23 protein-coding genes and 1 pseudogene are annotated in these 22567 nt (G+C 42.9%); 3 read left to right on the forward strand and 21 right to left on the reverse strand.

What is annotated here, in order from left to right; genetic code table 11:
• Positions 1-767: 767 nt before the first annotated feature.
• Positions 768-1148 carry a RidA family protein gene (locus ACSAJE_RS06565; RefSeq protein WP_022024208.1) on the reverse strand — a complete coding sequence of 127 codons (381 nt, stop codon included), beginning with the start codon at positions 1146-1148 and terminating at the stop codon, positions 768-770.
• Between the two features lie 113 nt (positions 1149-1261).
• Here ACSAJE_RS06565 and ACSAJE_RS06570 point away from each other — a divergent pair, with 113 nt between their 5' ends.
• Complete coding sequence (locus tag ACSAJE_RS06570; protein ID WP_022024209.1) at positions 1262-2110, forward strand: CvfB family protein; 849 nt, start codon at positions 1262-1264, stop codon at positions 2108-2110.
• A gap of 116 nt (positions 2111-2226) precedes the next feature.
• On the opposite strand, the pseudogene ACSAJE_RS06575 reads toward ACSAJE_RS06570, so the two are convergent.
• The 10 genes and pseudogenes from ACSAJE_RS06575 to ACSAJE_RS06620 all read right to left on the reverse strand — a co-directional run bounded on the left by ACSAJE_RS06575 (position 2227) and on the right by ACSAJE_RS06620 (position 11220).
• Positions 2227-3920: pseudogene (locus ACSAJE_RS06575) on the reverse strand (acetyl-CoA carboxylase carboxyltransferase subunit alpha).
• Positions 3921-3941: 21 nt separating this feature from the next.
• Positions 3942-5291 carry an acetyl-CoA carboxylase biotin carboxylase subunit gene (locus ACSAJE_RS06580; RefSeq protein WP_118507010.1) on the reverse strand — a complete coding sequence of 450 codons (1350 nt, stop codon included), beginning with the start codon at positions 5289-5291 and terminating at the stop codon, positions 3942-3944.
• A gap of 71 nt (positions 5292-5362) precedes the next feature.
• Positions 5363-5788, reverse strand: coding sequence for a 3-hydroxyacyl-ACP dehydratase FabZ (gene fabZ / locus ACSAJE_RS06585; protein WP_022024213.1), 426 nt, complete (start codon positions 5786-5788; stop codon positions 5363-5365).
• Positions 5789-5917: 129 nt separating this feature from the next.
• A complete protein-coding gene (gene accB, locus ACSAJE_RS06590) occupies positions 5918-6382 on the reverse strand; it encodes an acetyl-CoA carboxylase biotin carboxyl carrier protein (RefSeq protein ID WP_458009999.1) in 465 nt (154 codons plus the stop codon).
• Between the two features lie 46 nt (positions 6383-6428).
• Complete coding sequence (fabF, locus tag ACSAJE_RS06595) at positions 6429-7670, reverse strand: beta-ketoacyl-ACP synthase II (protein ID WP_118507012.1); 1242 nt, start codon at positions 7668-7670, stop codon at positions 6429-6431.
• 38 nt (positions 7671-7708) lie between these two features.
• The gene (gene fabG / locus ACSAJE_RS06600) at positions 7709-8437 is read right to left on the reverse strand and encodes a 3-oxoacyl-[acyl-carrier-protein] reductase (RefSeq protein ID WP_022024216.1); all 729 of its coding nucleotides are present in this window, start codon (positions 8435-8437) and stop codon (positions 7709-7711) included.
• Positions 8438-8461: 24 nt separating this feature from the next.
• The gene (gene fabD / locus ACSAJE_RS06605; RefSeq protein WP_022024217.1) at positions 8462-9403 is read right to left on the reverse strand and encodes an ACP S-malonyltransferase; all 942 of its coding nucleotides are present in this window, start codon (positions 9401-9403) and stop codon (positions 8462-8464) included.
• Between the two features lie 78 nt (positions 9404-9481).
• Positions 9482-9706, reverse strand: a complete 225-nt coding sequence (locus ACSAJE_RS06610; protein WP_022024218.1) for an acyl carrier protein — start codon at positions 9704-9706, stop codon at positions 9482-9484.
• Positions 9707-9761: 55 nt separating this feature from the next.
• Positions 9762-10739 (reverse strand): beta-ketoacyl-ACP synthase III, encoded by a 978-nt coding sequence (locus ACSAJE_RS06615; RefSeq protein WP_458010000.1) that lies wholly within the window; start codon positions 10737-10739, stop codon positions 9762-9764.
• Between the two features lie 34 nt (positions 10740-10773).
• Entirely contained in the window at positions 10774-11220 is a 447-nt protein-coding gene (locus ACSAJE_RS06620; RefSeq protein ID WP_118689945.1) for a MarR family winged helix-turn-helix transcriptional regulator, read from the reverse strand.
• A 372-nt stretch (positions 11221-11592) separates the two neighbouring features.
• Here ACSAJE_RS06620 and ACSAJE_RS06625 point away from each other — a divergent pair, with 372 nt between their 5' ends.
• Complete coding sequence (locus ACSAJE_RS06625; protein ID WP_458010001.1) at positions 11593-12873, forward strand: putative ABC transporter permease; 1281 nt, start codon at positions 11593-11595, stop codon at positions 12871-12873.
• A gap of 109 nt (positions 12874-12982) precedes the next feature.
• Here the strand turns inward: ACSAJE_RS06625 and ACSAJE_RS06630 are convergent, their stop codons facing one another.
• The 9 genes from ACSAJE_RS06630 to mreB all read right to left on the reverse strand — a co-directional run bounded on the left by ACSAJE_RS06630 (position 12983) and on the right by mreB (position 20738).
• Positions 12983-13348, reverse strand: coding sequence for a response regulator (locus tag ACSAJE_RS06630; protein ID WP_022024222.1), 366 nt, complete (start codon positions 13346-13348; stop codon positions 12983-12985).
• A gap of 46 nt (positions 13349-13394) precedes the next feature.
• A complete protein-coding gene (locus ACSAJE_RS06635; protein WP_458010002.1) occupies positions 13395-13853 on the reverse strand; it encodes a hypothetical protein in 459 nt (152 codons plus the stop codon).
• A gap of 30 nt (positions 13854-13883) precedes the next feature.
• Positions 13884-14282: a flagellar protein gene (locus tag ACSAJE_RS06640; protein ID WP_182448173.1), complete on the reverse strand. Its 399-nt coding sequence runs from the start codon at positions 14280-14282 to the stop codon at positions 13884-13886.
• A 12-nt stretch (positions 14283-14294) separates the two neighbouring features.
• Positions 14295-15080 (reverse strand): double zinc ribbon domain-containing protein, encoded by a 786-nt coding sequence (locus ACSAJE_RS06645; protein WP_458010003.1) that lies wholly within the window; start codon positions 15078-15080, stop codon positions 14295-14297.
• Positions 15004-17262 carry an SF1B family DNA helicase RecD2 gene (gene recD2 / locus ACSAJE_RS06650; RefSeq protein ID WP_458010004.1) on the reverse strand — a complete coding sequence of 753 codons (2259 nt, stop codon included), beginning with the start codon at positions 17260-17262 and terminating at the stop codon, positions 15004-15006. The genes ACSAJE_RS06645 and recD2 overlap by 77 nt, the downstream gene beginning before the upstream one ends.
• Positions 17263-17424: 162 nt before the next feature.
• Positions 17425-17754: a rod-binding protein gene (locus ACSAJE_RS06655; RefSeq protein ID WP_022024227.1), complete on the reverse strand. Its 330-nt coding sequence runs from the start codon at positions 17752-17754 to the stop codon at positions 17425-17427.
• A gap of 203 nt (positions 17755-17957) precedes the next feature.
• Positions 17958-18773, reverse strand: a complete 816-nt coding sequence (gene flgG, locus ACSAJE_RS06660) for a flagellar basal-body rod protein FlgG (protein WP_022024228.1) — start codon at positions 18771-18773, stop codon at positions 17958-17960.
• A gap of 95 nt (positions 18774-18868) precedes the next feature.
• Positions 18869-19642, reverse strand: coding sequence for a flagellar basal-body rod protein FlgF (flgF, locus tag ACSAJE_RS06665; protein ID WP_022024229.1), 774 nt, complete (start codon positions 19640-19642; stop codon positions 18869-18871).
• Positions 19643-19742: 100 nt separating this feature from the next.
• The gene (mreB, locus tag ACSAJE_RS06670) at positions 19743-20738 is read right to left on the reverse strand and encodes a rod shape-determining protein (RefSeq protein ID WP_022024230.1); all 996 of its coding nucleotides are present in this window, start codon (positions 20736-20738) and stop codon (positions 19743-19745) included.
• Positions 20739-20979: 241 nt separating this feature from the next.
• On the opposite strand from mreB, the gene ACSAJE_RS06675 reads away from it, so the two are divergent.
• Positions 20980-21441: a hypothetical protein gene (locus ACSAJE_RS06675; protein WP_458010005.1), complete on the forward strand. Its 462-nt coding sequence runs from the start codon at positions 20980-20982 to the stop codon at positions 21439-21441.
• 568 nt (positions 21442-22009) lie between these two features.
• Here ACSAJE_RS06675 and ACSAJE_RS06680 read toward each other — a convergent pair.
• Positions 22010-22501: a hypothetical protein gene (locus ACSAJE_RS06680; RefSeq protein WP_458010006.1), complete on the reverse strand. Its 492-nt coding sequence runs from the start codon at positions 22499-22501 to the stop codon at positions 22010-22012.
• Positions 22502-22567: the final 66 nt, after the last annotated feature.

Here is a 22567-nt window from a genome sequence, read left to right on the forward strand (position 1 = left end):
AGCCTCCAAACTGTAAACAATCCTTTGTAATCTATTCTAAGTTTCTTCAAGCACTTATTCATGTAATAATTATTACAAATTTATTACATAACAGTTGTCATTATAACAACCTAAATTCATCTTGTCAATAGTTCTACAACAGAATACGAATGGAATTTACACGTATTTCCAGTATCTTCCACTGATAAGATGGCTTTTTCACTCATCCCAAATTGTTACATTTTGTTACAATTTGCATTCTACTCTTATAGTCCACATTCATATTTCTCCCATTTTCCATAAATCCGAAAAACACTTTACACAGACATCCCGGTCATATTCTTAACGCAAACTTCCCATACCCCAAATCTCCCACAACCACATATTGCTTATTATGTCGATGTTTTTATCATATTTTGCAGCCACCATACAGTGAAATCTGCCATCAAGAAACTATAGCAATTGCCTTGTTGCAATTAGTTTTTACTGTGATTTCTAAATTTTGTTGTCTCTGATGATTGATTTACATGCCTTTCGGGAACTCGAAGTCCCGGAAGCAAGGTATTCATCATTTTTGAAAGGGACTTTGCACTCGTCGTTACTTATGTCTCGTATTTCAGAGACATTAAGTAACGTAACGTAGCGCATCGTAGCGAAAGCGTCCCGTCCAAAAATGGATGATACCTTGCTAAACCGGGACATCTCAGACATACCTTCAGGCATGTATTCATCAGAGACTTAACAAAATAAGAAATCACAAAAAAACTTTGCATACTGCAGCAATTGTCTTAGTTTTTAACGGCAACAGCCTCGATCTCGATTGCTACGTCCTTTGGCAGTCTGGCAACCTGAACACAGGATCGTGCCGGATATGGCTCTTTGAAATGTTTCGCATATACTTCATTGATCTTTCCAAAGTCATCCATGTTGCTGATAAACACAACCGTCTTAACAGCCTTCTCTATAGAAGAACCGGATGCTGCTAACAGTGCTTCCAAATTAGATATTGCCTGCTCTGCCTGTGCTTCCACACTACCGGTAACTAACTCCCCTGTTGACGGATCGATCGGGATCATGCCGGATGTGTAGATCATACCATTGACCTCGATTGCCTGAGAATACGGTCCAATTGCCGCAGGTGCCTTATCTGTACTAATTACATTTGCCATAATAAAAACCTCCAATTATCATTTTTTACATGGTAACACTATTTAATGAATTGTACTAGCATTTTTTTGCAGATAACAGTATACTGAAAGTATTAAATTCATGGAGGATAATTATGACCAGTAAAATAGAACTTGGAAAATTTCAAGAATTGATCGTTGTCAAGCAGACCGACTTTGGTGTGTTTCTCAATACCCCGACAGGAGCTGAGCAGGACAAGATCCTTCTTCCAAAAGCCCATGTACCACAAGGCACACAGCTTAAAGATGTACTAAATGTATTTGTGTATAAAGATTCCGAAGACAGACCAATTGCAACAACCTTAGAGCCGGATATTACCTTAGGCGGTGTTGCAAGACTCTATGTAAAAGAAGTAACTCCGATCGGTGCTTTTTTGGAATGGGGACTGAGTAAAGATCTGTTTCTTCCTTTTAAGGAGCAATTGTATCCGGTCAAAGAGGGCGATGCCGTATTAGTCACCCTTTATATTGATAAAAGCGACCGTCTCTGTGCTTCTATGAAAGTTTATGAATCACTGCGCAGCGATTCTTCTTATCAAAAAGACGACGAAGTATTTGGACGCGTCTATGAGATCAGCGAGAATTTTGGCGTGTTTATCGCCGTAGATGATATGTACTCTGCTCTGTTACCACACAAAGAAGTCTTTGAGACCTACCGCATCAATCAACCGGTATATGCACGCGTTGCACAGGTGTTAGAAGATGGCAGACTGACGTTAAGTGTCCGTAAAAAGATTCCTGAGCAAATGAATGAAGATGCGGAAGTGATCTACGATTGTCTGGAAACGGCAGGCGGATTCCTTCCTTATCACGACAAAAGTGATCCTGAAGTCATCAAGCGTGAATTTCATATGAGCAAAAATGCATTTAAGCGAGCCATTGGCCATCTCCAAAAAGCCGGCAGGATTAAGATTGAATCAAACGGTATACGTATGCTTTCCTAAGCCATACAGAATACTATTGCAATTATAAAACCTATATATTGACACACCAAGATATACAAAAAACCGCCCGGTCCATATCATTTTGATATGTCCGGACGGTTTTATTGTTTGCATTATTATTGTTCAAATTCCCCATATTGGCGGAATCGCTGATAACGTTTTTCCAACAACTCTTCTACAGGTGTAGATTGCAATTTAGGCAACGTCTCTGCCAACGCCTTGGCAATCTGGTCTGTCGTGTAAGGCAGATCCTTTTCGATGCCATTTGGCGACTCTGTAAATTTGCGATCTATCACGTTGTTTTGCAGCAAATGATCTGCTGTCATGCGCATTAGCTCTGCAGCTTCATCGACTCTGGAAGGATCTCTCCATAATATACTGGCAAAGCCCTCCGGTGATAACACCGAATACATACCATGCTCCAGCATCCACACCGTATCTCCAACTGCAAGTGCAAGTGCACCGCCGCTACCGCCTTCTCCCACAAAGATACTGATGATCGGCGTTTTAAGACGCGACATTTCCATAAGATTCCGCGCGATCGCCTCACCCTGTCCACGTTCTTCTGCACCAATACCGCAGTATGCACCCGCCGTGTTGATCAACGTGATGACCGGACGATGAAACTTTTCTGCCTGTTTCATTAATCGAAGTGCTTTGCGGTATCCTTCCGGATTTGGCTGACCAAAATTACAAGCAACGTTCTCTTCGAGAGTATGCCCTTTCTGAATACCGATCACCGTAACCGGTTCTCCCCGAAAAGATGCAATGCCTCCAACGATTGCTCCATCATCAGCATAATAACGATCCCCATGAAATTCCATAAATTCATCAAATAATTGATCAATAAATTCTCTTGCCGTTGGACGCTTTATATTTCTAGCTATGGATACTGTTTTCATTGTATCACTTACCGTATTGCTGCTCATGCTGCCTACCTCCATTATTTTCGACTATGAAGTTTTAAGATCCTTCCCAACTCTTCCCGCATTTTTTCGCGATGAACAATGCGGTCCACAAAACCATTTTTAAGTTGAAATTCTGCCCTCTGAAATCCCTCCGGCAATTTCTGATGGATCGTCCCTTGGATCACACGCTGTCCTGCAAATCCGATCAAAGCTTTCGGTTCAGCCAATATAATGTCTCCTAACATTGCAAAGCTTGCCGTCACGCCACCAGTTGTCGGATCTGTCAGTACTGTGACATATAGTAATCCCGCTGCATCATGCCGTCCCAACGCTTCCGATACTTTTGCCATCTGCATCAGAGAGATGATCCCCTCCTGCATTCTGGCGCCACCGGACGTCGTAAAAATAATAATCGGCAGTTCGTGTGCTGTCGCGTATTCCACTGCTCTAGTTACCTTTTCACCAACCACAGACCCCATACTTCCCATCATAAAATGGCTGTCCATAATGGCAATAACTGTGTCGTGTCCTTCTATCTGACAACGTCCTGTAACAACTCCCTCGGTGATCTGTGCCTTTTTTTGTGCTTTCTCGATCACCTTATCATAATCCGGATATCCCATCGGATTTTTAGGATGCATCGCAGCATCAAATTCTTCAAAGGTCCCCTCGTCGCAGGTGATCGCAATACGTTCCTTTGGACTCATTCGAAAATGTGCTTCGCAATTCGGGCAAAGTTTATATTTTGTCACTTCTTTTTTGTATATAATATTTTTACAGGAATTACACTTGATCCACATTCCATCCGGAATTGACGGTTCTTTGGACTTCATCCGTCTTTCCGGTCTGCGTGTCTCCGGCTTTTCCAGAGAAATATAATTTTTCTTTCCAAATAAATTCATCCTGCTCCTCCATGCATTACACTACTGCTGCAATAAATTATCTTCCAAAAACGAAGTATCAAACTGTCCTGCCAAATAATCCGGGTTATTTAAGATGCGGCTCTGAAATTCAATATTCGTATCAATGCCATTGATAATAAACTCATACAGGGCCCGATTCATTTTAGCGATCGCTTCCTCTCGATCCCTGCCATGGGCGATCACCTTTGCAATCATAGAATCATAAAACGGTGGGATTTCATATCCTTCATAAATTGCCGTATCCACACGAATACCTAAGCCACCGCTTGGCAGCATCAGATAGTCGACAAGCCCCGGGCATGGTGCAAATCCTCGATCCGGATTCTCCGCATTGATTCGACATTCTATAGCATGCCCTGTAATATGAATATCCGATTGTTCATATGATAACTTCTCCCCGGCTGCCACGCGGATCTGTTCTTTCACAATATCAACTCCCGTGATCATCTCCGTGATCGGATGTTCCACCTGAATTCTGGTATTCATCTCCATAAAGTAATACTGTCCGGAATGATCATACAAAAATTCAATTGTTCCTGCACTTTCGTATCCTGCCGCCTTTGCAGCAAGGACCGCAGATTTACACATCTTTTCTCTGGTCTCTTCGGACAATACCGGAGACGGTGCTTCTTCTAATACTTTTTGATTTTTGCGCTGCAATGAACAGTCTCTCTCTCCCAAATGGATCACATTACCAAAATGATCGCCAAGCACCTGTACTTCAATATGTCTGGCATGTTCGATCACTTTTTCCATATACATCTGATCGTCACCAAAAGCTGCTTTCGTCTCGCTTTGTGCTGCCTCAAATGCCTGATCCAGTTCATCTTCAGTACGCACGATGCGGATTCCCTTGCCGCCACCGCCGGCAGATGCCTTGACCATAACCGGATATCCCAGCTTTCCTGCCACCTCGTGCGCCTGCTCTCTGTCAGCAACAACACCATCGCTTCCCGGAATAACCGGTACGCCGGCACGGATCATCATTTCTCTTGCATTGGATTTATTGCCCAATGCATCAATAACCGATGGTGCCGGACCTATAAACTTAATATTACATTCTTCGCACATTGCCGCAAATGTACTGTTCTCTGACAGAAAACCAAATCCCGGATGAATTGCCTGCGCCTTAGTCTCTACAGCAGCCGTAATGATATTTGGCATGTTTATATAACTGTCTGCCGCCTTGGCAGAACCGATACATACTGCTTCATCTGCAAGCTGCGTATGCAATGCCTCCCTGTCAGGCTCCGAAAAAACAGCAACTGTTTTGATGCCCATTTCCCGACAGGCACGAATTATCCGCACCGCAATCTCTCCTCTGTTTGCGATCAATATCTTATCAAACATCTGCTCCTCCAATCACTCAACATTTCTACGATCTATTATCCGAGTTTTGATCCATTCTCTCTGTCAAACTATCAGCCAATCATAAAAATTATTTCTGCCTGTGCAGCAACCTTGTCACCAACATATGCAGTTCCAACACCTATTCCGGCATTACGTTTTAATTTTTCAATGGAAACTTCCAAACGAAGTACATCTCCAGGTACAACTTTCTTTTTGAACTTTGCATTTTTAATGCCGCCAAAATATGCCGTCTTGCCCTTAAATTCATCCATAGACAAAATAGCTACCGCTCCGGCCTGCGCCATTGCTTCCACGATCAACACACCCGGCATCACCGGTTCCTGTGGAAAATGTCCTGCAAAAAATGGTTCATTATAAGAAACATTTTTGGTCGCAATAACTTTTTCACCTTCCACGATTTCTTCAACCCGATCGATCAGCAAAAACGGCTGACGATGTGGGATGATACTCATAATTTCTTTGATATCCATACCCATATTAATTTACATTCCTTTCTAAACCTGCGGACTCAACAAGTGTCTTCCCCTTTTATCCACAGGTATATCTTTCAGATTCCGATACACAACGTCTGCTTAATAGCAGACCATCGCCCGATATTGGTATTGCTATTTCACACGGAATAATTCCTGTCCAAACTCAACGAACTGTGCATCTTCCACTAAAATTTCTGTGATTGTTCCATCCACTTCGCTTATGACTTCATTCATAAATTTCATAGCCTCTATGATACATACGACATCGCCTTTTGCAATCGTATCCCCCACCTTCACAAAAGGTGGTTGATCCGGTGCGCTTGCTCGATAAAACGTACCTACGATCGGAGCTGTCACGATCTTATCTCCGGCTGCAGGCTCGGTCTTCTCGGTTTCAACTGTAGTCGGTGCTGCATCTGTGACAGGATTCTCAACTTTTACTGCTGTCTGTACCATCTGTGCTTCCGGACTTTCCTCGACTGCATTTGCCATACCGCGTCCTAATTTTACGGAGGCATTTCCTAAAGTTACTTCCAGATCATTTAAATCTGAGTGTTCAAATATCTGAATCAACTCTTTGATCTGATCATACTGCATTGTGTTACCATACCTTTCTTAACCATCTGTTGTCACTGTCTGCACACTACTCATCCCACTTCTTAAAGCAGAGAACTCCATTGTGTCCGCCAAATCCCAAAGAATTAGACAATGCATACTGTGCCTCTGGTACTACTCTTCCCTCATTTGGAATATAATCCAGATCACATTCTTCATCCGGTGTATGATAATTGATCGTCGGCGGCAGGAATCCTTCCTCCAATGCTTTCACACAAGCAATTGCCTCGATAGCACCTGCTGCACCAAGCAAATGTCCTGTCATAGATTTGGTAGAGCTGACCGCAACTTTTGCTGCCGCATCCCCCAATGCCAGCTTGATCGCTGCCGTTTCTCCGGCATCATTAGCATGGGTACTTGTTCCATGTGCATTAATATAATCCACCTGCTCCGGCGTAATCCCTGCCTCATCCATTGCTAATCTTATCGCTCTCGCAGCTCCATCGCCATCCGGACAAGGTGCTGTCATATGATAGGCATCTCCTGTAGCGCCATAACCTACTATTTCACCGTAAATCTTAGCTCCTCTTGCTTTAGCATGTTCCAGTTCTTCCAAAATGAGTATTCCGGATCCGTCTCCCATGACAAAACCATTTCGGTCTTTGTCAAACGGTTTACAGGCATCTTTTGGATCTTCCGTCGTAGAAAGTGCTGTCAAGTTCGTAAATCCGGCCACACCGATCTCACTGATCGACGCCTCAGCACCGCCGGCAATACAAGCATCCAGATAGCCATGCTTAATATCCCTAAATGCAGTGCCAATGCAATTTGTTCCTGTTGCGCACGCAGTGACAATATTTTCACATACTCCCTTAGCTCCCAAACGGATTGCAATATTACCAGCCGCCATATTACTGATCGTCATTGGAATAAACAAAGGAGACACACGAGAAGGTCCTTTTTCGTGCAAACGAATCACCTGCTCCTGCATTGTCATCAGACCGCCAATACCGGAACCTACGATCACACCGACCTTAGCCGCATCCTCTTTCTCCATATCTAATCCGCTATCATCAAATGCCTGAACAGCTGCAGCCAGTGCATACACAGCATATGGGTCATTTCTCTTTACATCCTTCTTACTCATATACAGTTCCGGATCAAAGTCTTTTACTTCAGCACCAACCTTAACCTTAAAATCCGTCGTATCGAACTTTTGAATCAGATCAATGCCACATTTGCCATTTTTTAATCCTTCCCAAAATGTATCTACCGTACATCCAAGCGGGGTGACCGCTCCCATACCTGTTACTACTACTCTTCTATCCATCTCTAAATCATACCTTTCCAAGTCTTGATCACTATAGGTTACATGCACATTCCGCCATCAACATGGAGTACCTGACCGGTAATGTACGTATTCTTTGCCAAAAATACTGCTGCTTGCGCAATATCATCCACCTGACCGTAACGTTTAAGTGGAATTGTTTCCAGCATCTGCTTCTGCAGATCTTCTGAAAGTGCAGCCGTCATATCCGTCTCCACGAATCCCGGTGCGATTGCATTGCATGTCACGCCACGTGCAGCCAACTCTTTCGCAGTTGACTTCGTCAGTCCGATAATTCCGGCTTTCGATGCCGCATAGTTAGCCTGTCCAACATTGCCCATAACTCCGACAACGGAAGACATGTTGATGATAGCTCCACTTCGTTGCTTCAGCATGATACTGCTGGCATGTCGGATCATATTAAACGTACCTTTCAAGTTTGTCTGAATAACACTATCAAACTGTTCTTCTGTCATACGCATTAATAACATATCTTTTGTAATACCGGCATTGTTGACCAGTATGTCCACAGAACCAAGCTCCTTTTTGACTTTTTTCATCATATCTGCCGCAAAGGCAAAGTCACTCACATCGCCTTGAACCGGCATACAAGTCACTCCGCATGCTTCAATCTCCTGTACCGTTTCATCATCTAAGCTGCTGTGATAATTCAATACAATATTGCAGCCTTCCTTCGCAAATGCAAGTGCAATTGCTTTTCCAATACCTTTCGCTGCTCCTGTAACTACTGCTGTCTTTCCCTGTAACATGTTTACCATACCTTTCTGTGTGATTCACACACTGTCATGAAGTTTATTCATGGTTTTCTGCAAGGATATGCTATCCTCAACATTCACATTTACAACGCCTTTCAAAGTACGTTTCACAAAACCATTCAAAGTTTTGCCCGGTCCCAGCTCGATAAAAGTATCTGCACCCTCTGCCGCCATATTACGGATGATCTGTTCCCAGCGAACCGGACTAACGATCTGTTTTTTCAAAATAGGGATAATATCCTGTTCAGAAGCCACTTTCGAAGCATCTACGTTTGTATAGACCGGCATTTTCATCGGTGAAATGTGCATCTTGTCCAATTCCGGACCAAGCTTTTCTGCTGCCGGCTGAAGTAATTCCGTATGGAACGGACCACTGACTTTCAGAGGCACTGTAAGTTTTGCGCCTTTCTCTTTCGCCAATGCTGCAGCTCTCTTCGCTGCCTGCGCATGTCCGGCGATCACGATCTGACCCGGTGCATTGTAATTAGCCGGAACCGCTAAGCCATCGCCCTCTGCAGTTGCTTCTGCACAAGCTTCTTCTACTAATGCTGTATCTAATCCAATAATAGCATACATCGCTCCCTCTCCTGAAGGAACTGCTTCTGCCATGAACTTTCCTCTTTTTTGTACCAGTGCAACCGCCTCTTCGAAGTCCATTGCTTCACTGGCAACATACGCAGAATATTCACCCAGGCTCAAACCTGCTGTCATATCTGCACGAACTCCCTCTTCTTCCAACACCTTCATCGCTGCAATACTCATTGTCAGGATGGCAGGCTGCGCAAACTCTGTCTCGCCTAATTTCTGTTCATCTTCAAAACAAATATCCTTAATGGAATAACCAAGTACATTATCTGCCCGGTCAAAAATTTCTTTTGCCACCGGATAATTTTTATACAAATCCTTGCCCATGCCAGCATACTGTGCGCCCTGGCCACTAAACATAAATACTGTTTTCATGTCTTCCTCCATAGTTGCAAAGCCGGCTCTGTCGGCACCGAAAGTCTCGGCGCCGGCAAAGCCGAAATACTCTGCTTCTTATTTCTGGTTCTTCTCTACAAAATCAACCGCATCCTGAACAGTTACGATAGACTCAGGATCCTCTACAGATACATCAAACTCATCTTCGATGTCATTGATGATCTGGAATAAATCCAAAGAATCTGCGTCAAGGTCTTCTTTTACATTAGTCTCTAATGTGATTTCCTCAACATCCTTTCCTGTCTGCTCTGCAATGATTTCTCTGATTTTCTCAAATACCATAGTGATTTCCTCCTATATTTTATTTTATATATACTGCTTGCGCAGTTATATGCTTCTACCATTCTACCAGCATTGTGCCCCAAGTCATTCCACCGCCGAATCCGGTCAAAATAATTTTGTCCCCCCGTTGGATAAGCCCTTTTTCGTTGAGTTCATTCAGCGCCATAGGTACACTTGCCGATGAGGTATTTCCATAATGCTCCATGTTCTTATAAAATTTGCTGTCATCCATCTTCAACTTATGAGCAACAACGTCTATAATTCTGGCATTTGCCTGGTGTGGTATGACATAAGCGATATCTTCCATATCTACGTCAGCTTTAGCTAACACATTTCGAGTACTCTCTACAACCTTTTTGATCGCAAACTTAAATACTGCACGTCCATCCATATAAATATAGTACTTTGGATCATGGTCGCCAGACTCATCATTAAATGCATTGTCACACGCCGTATGTCCCTCTGTAAGTATATCACAAAGTTCCCCTTTGCTGCCAAGTTCTTCTGCGATAATGCCACCCTCTTCGGATGCTTCCACATAAGCACCACCGGCACCATCTCCAAACAATACACAAGTCGTTCTGTCTTCCCAATTGACGATTTTTGATAGCGTCTCCGCCCCGATCACAACAGCGTTGCGGTACACTCCCGTTTTAATATATTTATCCGCAATACTAAGTGCAAACATAAAACCACTGCACGCAGCCACAACGTCAAATGCAACCGCATTTACCATTCCAAGTTCTTTTTGCACCATGCAGGCAAGAGATGGTGTTCCATAATCCGGAGTGACTGATGCAACAATGATCAGATCCACATCTTCCGGTGAGATTTCTGCACGCTCGATCACCTGTTTTGCCGTTCCTATTGCCAAAGCTGAAGTGTTCTCCCCTGCCGAGATCCTTCTCTCTCTGATCCCGGTTCTCTGTGATATCCATTCATCACTGGTGTCAACAATCTTTGACAGATCATCATTTGTTATAATCTGCTCCGGTACACAAGCACCTGTTGCCATTATTCTTGTTCTTATCATTATTTCCTCCATGTTCTCTCATGCAGCAATCCTGTTAATTATTCTGCTTATCTATAAAATCCCACAAATTGCTCAAGGCACAACGTACTGTCTGTTGCTCCTCTTTAGTTTCTATCCCTTTGAGCAGCGCATTGACCAAATCTTCATGAAACGCTGCATGCGCATCGTATATTGTACGCCCCTTTCTGGTCAGACCGATCTTCACAACACGACGATCCTGCTCACTTTTATAGCGCTCCACATACCCCTTCTTCACTAAATTATTAACCATGACAGTCAGCGTCCCCACCGTTATGTGCAGTATTCCTGCAATGTCACTCATACGGTACAGTGTATTTTTGCCAATGGCAGCCACTGTATGTATCTCTGTCATAGATAAATCGCATCCCGTCTTACGCGCGACCGAAATATTTTCTGTCTTCAAAACCTTTTCGAATATCTCGATCAGCTCTTGACCGATCATATATTTTTCTTTTTCCATTTTCTTCCCTTTTTATTTTGTAAATCAAACTTTTTTAACGCCACAAAGAGTATATTCCATTTTCACCCATTTCGTCAACTGTAGATTAGCAGTATTTTTAACAATATGTCCCCTTTCTTTTTGTGCAATGTGCATAATTTTATTAAGTATATAAAACTACGTCTCATGAATATAAATATGTTTTCTTCTGATAAATAAAACCAAACATTTTGTTTCTTGAAACAATTTGGATAATCAAACATTTTTCTCATTGCACCCAGATTACAGCTATATTATAATGTACATACGCTTGACATGACGTCTCATAACTGTAATTTCGACACAGTGAGCGTCATTAAATATTGATTGATCATTTTACAGCAGGAGGTATTCATGCACTATAACTTAACAAATTTGGCAATTCTGTTTTTTTGCTACTCCTTTTTGGGATGGGGCATTGAAACAAGCGTTGCCAGTGTAAAACACAAATGTTACCGTAATCGTGGATTTCTATCCGGTCCTTTTTGTCTGATCTATGGCTTTTCCGGAATTGTACTCAGCACATTTCTATACGAGCTTCGATCTGCCCCTTTCTTTCTGTTTTTGGGCTCTGCGATCATTTCCACCTTTATCGAATGGATGACCGGCCGCCTTTTAGAACAGGTTCGACACAAAAAATGGTGGGATTATTCTAAGAAGCGTTGGAATCTGGACGGATACATCTGTCTGCAATATTCAATACTGTGGGGTATACTTGGATATATCGCGATCCAGTGGGGTAATACTCTGATCCTATGGTTATGGCAATTTATCCCCACCTTTGTTACCTATATTATTTTATGGACGTTAACCGCCATCTGCTGCATGGATATAACGGCTTCTGTCCTGACTATACTACATTTAGAGCATAAATCGCCCACTCTGATCCGACTGAATCGGGAACTTTTTTTATTTAAGACATCTTTCGGAAGGACACTTACCGCACACATACGGCGTCGTATCCAAAAAGCCTATCCGGCCACTGCAACGGATAAAGTCATTTCGACATCTGCTACCAAACTGCCATTTTCTGAATTTATCTGGCTGTTCATATTAGGGGCTTTCTTAGGAGATATTGTAGAAACCATATTCTGTCGTCTGACTGTCGGTGTCTGGATGAGTCGCAGCAGCGTGGTATGGGGTCCCTTCAGCATTGTATGGGGGCTTGCCATCGCTTTAGTGACCACTCTTCTGTTTAAGAGTAAAGGCAAGTCCGACCGGCATCTTTTCATACTTGGGACGCTATTAGGTGGTGCTTATGAATATAGCTGCAGTGTATTTACTGAAATTGTTTTTGGAAAAGTTTTTTGGGATTACAGTCACATTCCGTTTAATCTTGGCGGCCGCATCAACCTGTTATACTGCTTTTTCTGGGGATTTGCCGCTGTCATCTGGTTCAAAAATCTGTATCCCATCCTGCACCATGTGATCGAACGGATATTGCATAGATCCAAATATCTATTGACAACTGTCGTTACTGTGTTTATGATCTGCAATATTATAGTAAGCATGCTTGCTCTGATCCGATACGATACCAGGGAACATTCTCCAAAACCAAAAGCACATTGGGAAGAAGTAATGGATCATTACTACCCGGACGAAACAATGCGAAAGATCTATCCTAATGCAAAATAGCAAAGTAAACGAGTCATATGCCAGTCGTGTAATGTTTGATCAAAGTGCACCCATGCAGCAAAGTAAAAAGACCATAGATTACTTTTTCATCTATGGTCTTATACTTTACTTATCGACTTAACATCTCTAGCGTTGCTAACAGCACATCATCTTCCCATGGCTTCGGAATCAAATATTTTAATCCAATTCCCCGAACCTCTTCTAATGTACTTGCATCACACAACGAACTTAACATCATGATCTTTACATCCGGATGTTTCTTCATCAAAATCTGCGCCGTTTCTAATCCATCCAAGCCAGGCATAATAATATCCATGATAACAATATCCGGATGCATCTCATCATAAAGCTTGATGCCATCCTCTCCATTAGCTGCATAGGCTACCACTTCATATCCATTTTCTTCTACTACATCCTGTATCTGTTTGGAAGCGAATGGTGAATCATCTACCACCATTATTGTAATTTTATCCATTTCGATCCCCTTTCTGCACATTTTCCGCAATAAGCATATTCTGGCCTCATTCAACACCGGAATAATGCAGCTCAACCCGCATCGTCCCAATCTCTGTGTCAAATATAACGTCCATCTGTTCCTTCATAACATCTTCATGCCGAATCTCACTTTGATAAAACGGCACTGATAAGCGCGAAACTTTTTTTAATGTATTATTCAAACTGGATACACCATGTCCACAAACAATATTAATATATTCTTTGATATACAATGGAATCTGTTCATCCGGCGGCAAACCACCACCATACATTTTTGAAACGATCTGTAATACCATTGACTCCGGCATATCACAAATAATTTCCATACGAAGATAGCCACTCGTACAGATCATGATCTGCCGTACGGGCTGCTGCAGGAATATTTCTTTGTCCTGTTTCCGTCTCTGTAATTGCAGCCCCAACAATTTTTGACTCACAGAAACGAACGCCTGCTCAAAGGCCTTGCTCACCACATCCATTTCCATAGTACGACCCCCTCTCAACTCATGGCTGTACTATTCACCCAAGAATCTCATCTTTGCAGATGCATCTCTCGCCTTCTTGTCAACCGGTTTGCTCGTCTGATATAAACCGGAAAACGAGTTGGATAATGCGTTCTTGCATTCCTTACAGTATCTTCCGGTCAATATCGGTCTACCGCATTTCTCACATTCTATCGTGATTCCGGAATCCTTGGTAAAGGCCAAACGCTCCTCACGAACCCATTTTTTCAACTGCTGTACCGGTACTCCTGTATCTTCTGCTACCGTTGCCATGCCTGCCCCCGGATTCTCGCGAATGTATTCTTTCACATCCTGAAAGCGTTCCTCTAACTTCTTATTGCATTGAGGGCAAAGCGGTGAATTTGTATAGTTAAATAAATGACCACACATTTTGCAATTTCTAACGTCCATGTTATGCCTCCTCTACACACCTTTTCCTATACACACACATAAAAAATATACTTTATCGAACCCTGCCTGCAAAAGTGTCTGCGAGCAAGCTTCTACCGTACTTCCTGTCGTATAAATATCATCAATTATTATAGCACATTTTCCTTGTAAACACAACTTTCTAAAGTCTGCTCTGCAACGAAACGCCCCCTGTAAATTACGACTTCTCTCCCGTTTCGACAGTTCTTTCTGTGGTGCCGTATGTTTCACCCGCACTAACAGATCCGATCGCATTGGCAGACCGGATAATCTCGCCATTTCTTTTGCTATCTCTTCTGCCTGATTGTAACCGCGTTTCCGATATCTTTTGCTATGGACCGGCACCGGAACGAGCACCGGTTCTCGGATACGCTGCAGCCATTCTCTCTTAGCATCCCATAATAACCTTCCATATACTTTGCCGTATTCTGCTCGGCCTCCCTGCTTAAATCTCGCCATTGACTCCTGCATTTGCCCGGTATACAAAAGTACTGCTCCCCCCGCTGTAAAGCTATGTGGATGTGCTCTACAATCTGCGCAGCACATCTGATCCCGATCGATCGGTTTTCCACAATAGGGGCACAAAGGCTCCTGCAAAAAATGAAGCTGCTCTGTACATCCGCCGCAAAACCCCCGTTCACCAACCGCCAACACCTTGTCGCACCCCGGACACCTCGTTGGAAACACGATCTGCAATAGACTATCAATGATTAAGTTCAGCGTCTTCTTCCTCCATTTCTTTAATGCGCTGGCATAAACTTGAAAAGCGTTTCTGCTCATTCACATTGTGGATCATCCCCTGTATAACTCTGCTGCTTCCCACTGTCGTTACACATTTCTTTGCTCTCGTCACCGCAGTGTATAGCAAGTTGCGTCCCAACAGCATTTTAGGACCGCCAAGCACCGGAAGCACAATAGCCGGATACTCGCTGCCTTGGGATTTATGGATCGTAATTGCATAAGCCAGTTCCATTTCATCCATCTGGCTATACTCATATTCCACCATTTTTCCCTCTTCAAATTCAACGACCACCTGCTCCGCTATCGGTATGATCTCCCGAATGATTCCGGTATCCCCATTAAACACACCGGTCCCCTCTTCATATACATCGCCCAAGGACGTTTTCTTTGTCCAGCGTATCTGATAATCATTCTTGATCTGCATCACTTTATCTTTCTCACGGAATAACACCCCATGAAATTCTCGCTCCACCTTGCCTGCATCTGCCGGATTCATATATTGCTGCAGCACCTGATTCAAATGTTCCACACCTAACTCTCCCTTTCTAGTCGGCGTAAGTACCTGAATATCATAGGGAGAAGCATCTACATGCGGAGGGAGTTTCTGCATGATAAGCTGCACGACCACATTGATCACGGACGCACTGTCTTTTCGTTCCAGATGCATAAAATCCGGCGATGCATTCTCTAGCGAGATTTCTTCGCCGCTGTTGATCCGATGCGCATTCATAACAATCTGACTTTCTGCAGCCTGTCGAAAGATCCGATGCAGCCGCACAACAGAACAAAATTCCACCTGAATCATATCTTTTAAAACATTACCCGGTCCTACCGATGGCAGCTGATTCACATCGCCAACTATGATGAGGCGCGTTCCCGGAACAATAGCACGAAGAAGCGCATTCATCAAATAGATATCGACCATAGAAAACTCATCTATGATTACAACATCCGCTTCCAACGGCTGTTTCTCATTACGCTCAAAATGCATTGCTCCCTGCGTATCCCCTTCACTCACGCCACCATTGATCTCGAGCAGCCGATGTATTGTCTGTGCCTCCCATCCAGTAGTTTCAGACATTCTTTTTGCGGCACGTCCGGTTGGAGCCGCCAGCAAAATATCTAACCCTTCCTGTTCAAATACCTGTAAAATAGTATTGATCGTCGTCGTTTTACCGGTACCCGGCCCACCGGTTATAATTGTTACACCATTTTGAACAGCCTGATACACCGCTGTTTTCTGTAGTTCATCTAACTCTATCTCCTGCCCCTTTTCAACCTTTCGCACCATTTTAGCAAGTTCTTTCTCAGATAGCTCGTAGGAAATATTAAGATCTAACAGCATGCGTGCACAATTAAGTTCCATATAATACAGCGTACTCAAATAAATACAGCGCTCTTGATCCTGTTCACAGACCTTTAATTCTTTATCCAACATCATCCCCTCTAAGGCATCGGAAACAACCCCCTCATCGACCAATAGAAGCTCTGATGCCTCTCTGATCAGCCAAGACTCCGGCAAATAACAATGTCCCTGTGTTCCGGATTGCTGCAAAGCATACAGAATGCCTGCATTGATCCGAAACTCCGAATCAGAAGCAAATCCAGCCTGGCGCGCAATCTCATCGGCAATCTTAAAGCCAATTCCCTGAATATCTTCCGCCAACCGATAAGGATTGCGTTTCAGGATCTCATACATTTCATCTCCATAATATTTATATATCTTAACAGCCATTTTCATGCTAATACCGTAATCCTGCAGGAAAAGCATTGCCTGGCGCATCTGCCGCTTATCGTTAACCTGTTCTGCTATGCGTATCGCCATTTTCTCACTGATGCCTTTGACCTCTGCCAATCGTTCCGGCTCACGTTCAATAATTGTAAATGTGTCCTCTCCAAACCGCTTCACAATACGTGCTGCCAGTGCAGGTCCAACACCTTTTATCGCACCTGATCCCAAATATCTCTCAACAGCAACTGAGTCTTTTGGTTGTTTTTCTTCGTACGAATCCACCTGTATCTGCGGACCATAATTTTTATGTATCACTTCTCTGCCGGTTACTTTCAAATACAGCCCCTCGGCAACATAAGAAAACTGTCCTACGCAGCACACTTCCTCTTCTTCCTCTGCATCTACCAAAAATAATACGGTATATCCATTTTCTTCATTTCGAAAAGTAATACGCTCAACATATCCTTCCCATTCAATCTGCTCGCTCACTATAACCTCCTCGTCAAGTTTCCTACAGTGCCAAGCATAACAATACCAGCATCTTGCTATGCGCCACCCTTCACAATAAAATAATCAGTTCCTATCCATTTGAAAAAGCCACTGTAAACACAGTGGCCCCATTGTCTCTATTTAGACAGATCACATATACGATCAGTTACGCTTCATTGAGTCATATAGCTGCTTAGCAAGACCAACCTGACCACTTTCTGTAATCGCCTCCGCGTAGCTTTGGTTCAAAGTATCCCCAAAATACTGCATATATTCACCGTCATCTTCTTCGCTTTTTACCATTTTGCGCGCCTGTTCAATGATCTTTTGTACAAAATAGGTTTCAAATCCTTTGCAGGCATCCATCAACTCTTCATCTGTCGAATCACTATTTACTGCATTCAATGCGCTTTGCGCCTTCGAGCCGGTCGCAGACTGCACTGACTGCTTATAGCTGTCATACATAGATGAAATATCATATACAGAACTCATTGTTAACACCTCACATCATCCCATGAAGAAATCTTTCAAAAGATCTCTCATCCTCTTTTCGAAAGAATCTTTTCAAAAACTTCGCATTCTCTCAGAAGCAATTTTCTAAAGCATTTCATGGTAATTTCAAAAACAACCGTTTCAAAAGCCTCGCATTGCTCTTAAAAACCGGCATCCTCGTCTATATTATTACATCTGAAACATTATGATCTCAGATTATTTGCCTGCTGCAACATTTCATCCGATGCAGTGATCGCCTTCGAGTTCATCTCATACGCTCTTTGAGTAACGATCATATCCACCATCTCATCAACCGCCTGCACACTGGATGCTTCTAAATATTTATTCTTAATAACACTTCTGCTCAACGCTGTGTCCTGCCCCTCGATACGGGCATCACCAGAGGCCGCTGTTGCCTGAAAATAACTATCCCCGATCTTATTAAGACCGGCAGGGTTATTAAACTGAGCTGCTCCAATAGTAACCCCGGTCAAATGCGGGTTGTTGTCCGCTCCACGTAACATGATGCGTCCATAATTGTCAAACGATAATTTAGTAACATCTGTCGTACCATCAAATGTAATCGGATTACCTTCAGAATCCAAAACCGCATAACCTTCTGCTGTTGACAACTGATAACCGGTACCATTTACAGCCATCGTAAAATGACCGTTTCTTGTGTATGCCGTAGAGCCATCCGGCATTTGGATCATAAAAAATCCGTTTCCCTGGATTGCGAAATCAAAATCGCCTTCTGTATGTGTAAGTTCTCCCTGCTCAAATTCGGTGCTGATCGCAGCTACCTTAACACCAAGTCCAACCTGTGCTCCGATCGGTTTTGGATTTCCCTCATTGTCTGTCGTCTTTTTTTGTATCGTCTGATACAACAAAGACTGAAACTCTAGTCTTTCTTTCTTGTATCCGGTCGTATTAATATTTGCCAGATTGTTTGAAAGATTGTCCATTGCGGTCTGCTGTGCCTTCATGCCGGAAGCAGCAGTCCAAAGTGATCTCATCATGATAGACGCTCCAATCTGCCACACTGCTTATATTCATCAGTCAATTTTCATATATATTAACCAACAAACATCCCAGTGTAACTCTTTCCTAATAATTATACTTTACCAATTTCATTTGCAGACTTCTGAAGCAGAGAATCCTGTGTCTGGATCATCTTCTGTCCCGCTTCATATGCACGTGTAATATTGATCATTGATACCATCTCCGATATTACATTGACATTAGACTGCTCCGTATATCCCTGTTCGATCTGAGCTTTTGCATCTATCTGCGTTGCTCCTGCCACTGCCCTAAACTTATTATCTCCGTATAAGTCAAGATAGTTATAATCTGCAAAGTTAGCCAATGCGATCGTATCAACATACTGACCGTCCGCATAGATCGAGCCATCCTCCTTGATCGCGATCTCATGAGCATCCGTGGACACCTGAATATCTCCACCATTGCCCTGCAAATGATTGCCATCTGCATCTACTATGTAACCGTCCTGCGTACACTTAAAGGTACTGCAACGGGTATACATCATCTCATCTTTACCCTGTTTGTCTGTGACACGAATTGTGAAAAATCCATCTCCCTGAATCGCAAGATCATAGGTATTCCCCGTCTCTCGAAGATTCCCCTGACTCCAATCCATGTAGGTCTCGCCAATCTTTACGCCGAGGTTCATCGTTCCGATATTCTGATCAACATATCCTACGGAACCATCTCGGATCTTTACAGCCATCATGTCCTTAAAAGAACGGCTGGTGACATTTTCTTCCTTGTAACCGATGGTCGCCGAATTTGCCAAGTTATTCGATATAATATCCAATCTGCGCTGTTCATTCCGCATACCGGTATATGCTGTGTACAATCCTCTGACCATTCGTCGTCCTCCTTCCAGACTAACCTATGTATTATAAACGGACGAAGAGTGCTCTTCGTCCGCTCTATAAAATATATATCGTCACAATCGATCAATTTCTTTACTCGTCGTCACGTTTTCCTGCTAAAAATTCTACAAACTTACCGGTTCCCACTGCAACTGCTGTCATTGGATCCTCGGCTGTCATAGTGTTGATTCCTGTTTTCTCCTCAATGAGCTCTTCCAAACCATATAACAAACTTCCGCCACCGGTCAAAACAATACCTCTGTCCGCAACGTCTGCTGCAAGCTCAGGCGGAGTCTTCTCCAATACCGTGTGTACTGCTTCTACAATCTGTGATGTGATCTCTTTCAGAGCATCTAATGTTTCATCTGATGTTACAGTGATCGTCTTTGGAAGTCCGGTCACCAAGTTACGTCCGCGTACATCCATCGATACAACCTCCGGACGTTTGTATGCAGATCCGATCTTTACTTTGATCTCTTCCGCTGTACGCTCACCGATCAATAAGTTATGTGTCTTACGCATGTAACGGACAATTGCATCATCAAAGTCATCTCCAGCCACCTTGATGGAAGTACTTACAACCGTACCGCCAAGGGAGATAACAGCAATATCAGAAGTACCACCTCCGATATCAACGATCATGTTACCACATGGACGTGAGATATCGATACCTGCTCCGATAGCCGCTGCAATCGGTTCCTCAATGATTGCAACTTCTCTTGCTCCAGCCTCATATGTTGCATCTTCTACTGCTTTCTTCTCAACCTCGGTAACACCACTTGGAACACAAACACTGATACGAGGTTTGCGGAAACGAGACTTACCACAGGACTTCTGAATAAAGTAACGAAGCATCTTCTCTGTTACTGTATAGTCTGAAATAACACCCTGACGCAATGGACGAACAGCTACAATATTACCTGGTGTACGTCCTAACATCAAACGAGCATCCTCACCAATTGCCTTAATCTTATTGGTATCTCTGTCGAACGCCACAACGGACGGCTCGCGCAGAACGACACCCTTTCCCTTTATATATACAAGTACATTCGCTGTACCCAAGTCAATACCAATATCGCTACCAACCATGACTGTTCTCCTTTCGCTTCTGTTATTTTCTATTTTTTCCATAGTTTCACTAATTAAACATACTCGCATGTATTATATACTATTTTTTGAAAATAGAAAAGCAATTTTTGCGTTTCTTCTCGAAATTATCACATTTGTATCTAAATTGTAAGAATTTCGTAATATTGTAGTGCATTTTGACTTTCTTTCTCGCTTCTTCTATAATATTTTGATATAATACACACCTAAAAAGGGGGTTCCTATGTCTTATACCGATCACTCTGTAAAGCGGGAAATCGTAATGCTAAGCCGCTATAAAGGATTATGCAGCAGCCGTTTTTTGACAGTCTTATTGTCTTTGTGCAGCATTAACACCTTATACCCTGCCGGCATATTATTTACATTAACCGGTCTAATGCTGCCGCTCATGATCACCTTTGCAGCTCCGGAACAAAAAAAGAAAGAACCACTCACACAGTTGTCCTCTCTGATGAGACAATACCGTTTTAACACGATCCGTTTCACCGCAGAACGTTGGAGCAGTTCCTTCCTTTTGTTATTTTTGATCGCATGGCAATGGCAGCTTAACCAATCGCAGACCGGACTGTTGTGGCATTATTTCGCCGGTGTACTCTTTATCGTTTATGTACTGCTTCGAATTGCCTTTACCATAGCTTATCGTATTTATTTTCATTATCAATATACACATATGAACTTTTTGTAATCTGAGTAATTCAAACTTCCCATACCTCATCATCTCACACAACCACATATTGCTTATTATGTCAGTAGAATAATAGCTATTTTGCAGCCGATAAAGTAAATTATCCTGCCATCAACAAACTAAGACAATTGCTGCAGAACGCAGAGTTTTTACGTGATTTCTTATTTTGTTAAGTCTCTGATGATTACATGCCTGAAGGATTGTCTGAGATGTCCCGGTCTAGCAAGGTATCATCAATTTTTGGACGGGACGCTTTCGCTACGATGCGCTACGTTACGTTACTTAATGTCTCTGAGATACGAGACATAAGTAACGACGAGCGCAAAGTCCCTTTCAAAAATGATGATTACCTTGCTTCCGGGACTTCGAGTTTCCGAAAGGCATGTAAATCAACCATCAGAGACAACAAAATTTAGAAATCACTGTGAAAACTAATTGTGGCAAAGCAATTGCTATAGTTTGTTGATGGCAGGACTCACTATATAGTAGCTGCAAAATATGATTAAACCATCGACATAATAAGCAATATGTGGTTCGAACAGTAACTTCCGGTATGGGAAGTTACCTATCAATAAATAATTTCTCCCAGCGCCTGTTCCACCATTTGATCTGACTGTTCTTCGATCTGGTCGAAATCATACTGTACACTGTCAGCGTATGCCTGCTGAGCTGCCGAAACACTCGTACCGGAAGTCTTTGTCTGCTGTGCTGCCTGCATATTGTCAGAAGATTCCACACCATTAATATACTGCACACTATCTGTCGCCTGTGCCGAATCCGATGTGGGCTGCAAATAGGACTGCAATATATCAGAAAACGAATTGCCGGTTCTTGTCGTGCTGATACCTTCCAATCCGCTCAACAGCGTACTCACATCCGAAATACTTCCTGTACCAAAAGATGCCGAATTCTGCAAAGCACCTAATACACCCGACAGATCATTAGCCGACTGTACTCCGGTATTAGTATTACCAGACAATGCGTTCAACATTGTACTGGTTGAATTATTATTGATCATATATTGATAAAAAAGGTCTTTATCTAATGATACATTTGCCATATCTATCCTCCATGTTTCATCGTAACATATTCCGATATTCAGCCATGATCCCCCTATGAAAAATCA

The sequence above is a fragment of the Jutongia sp. SJQ-6 genome (assembly GCF_054161275.1).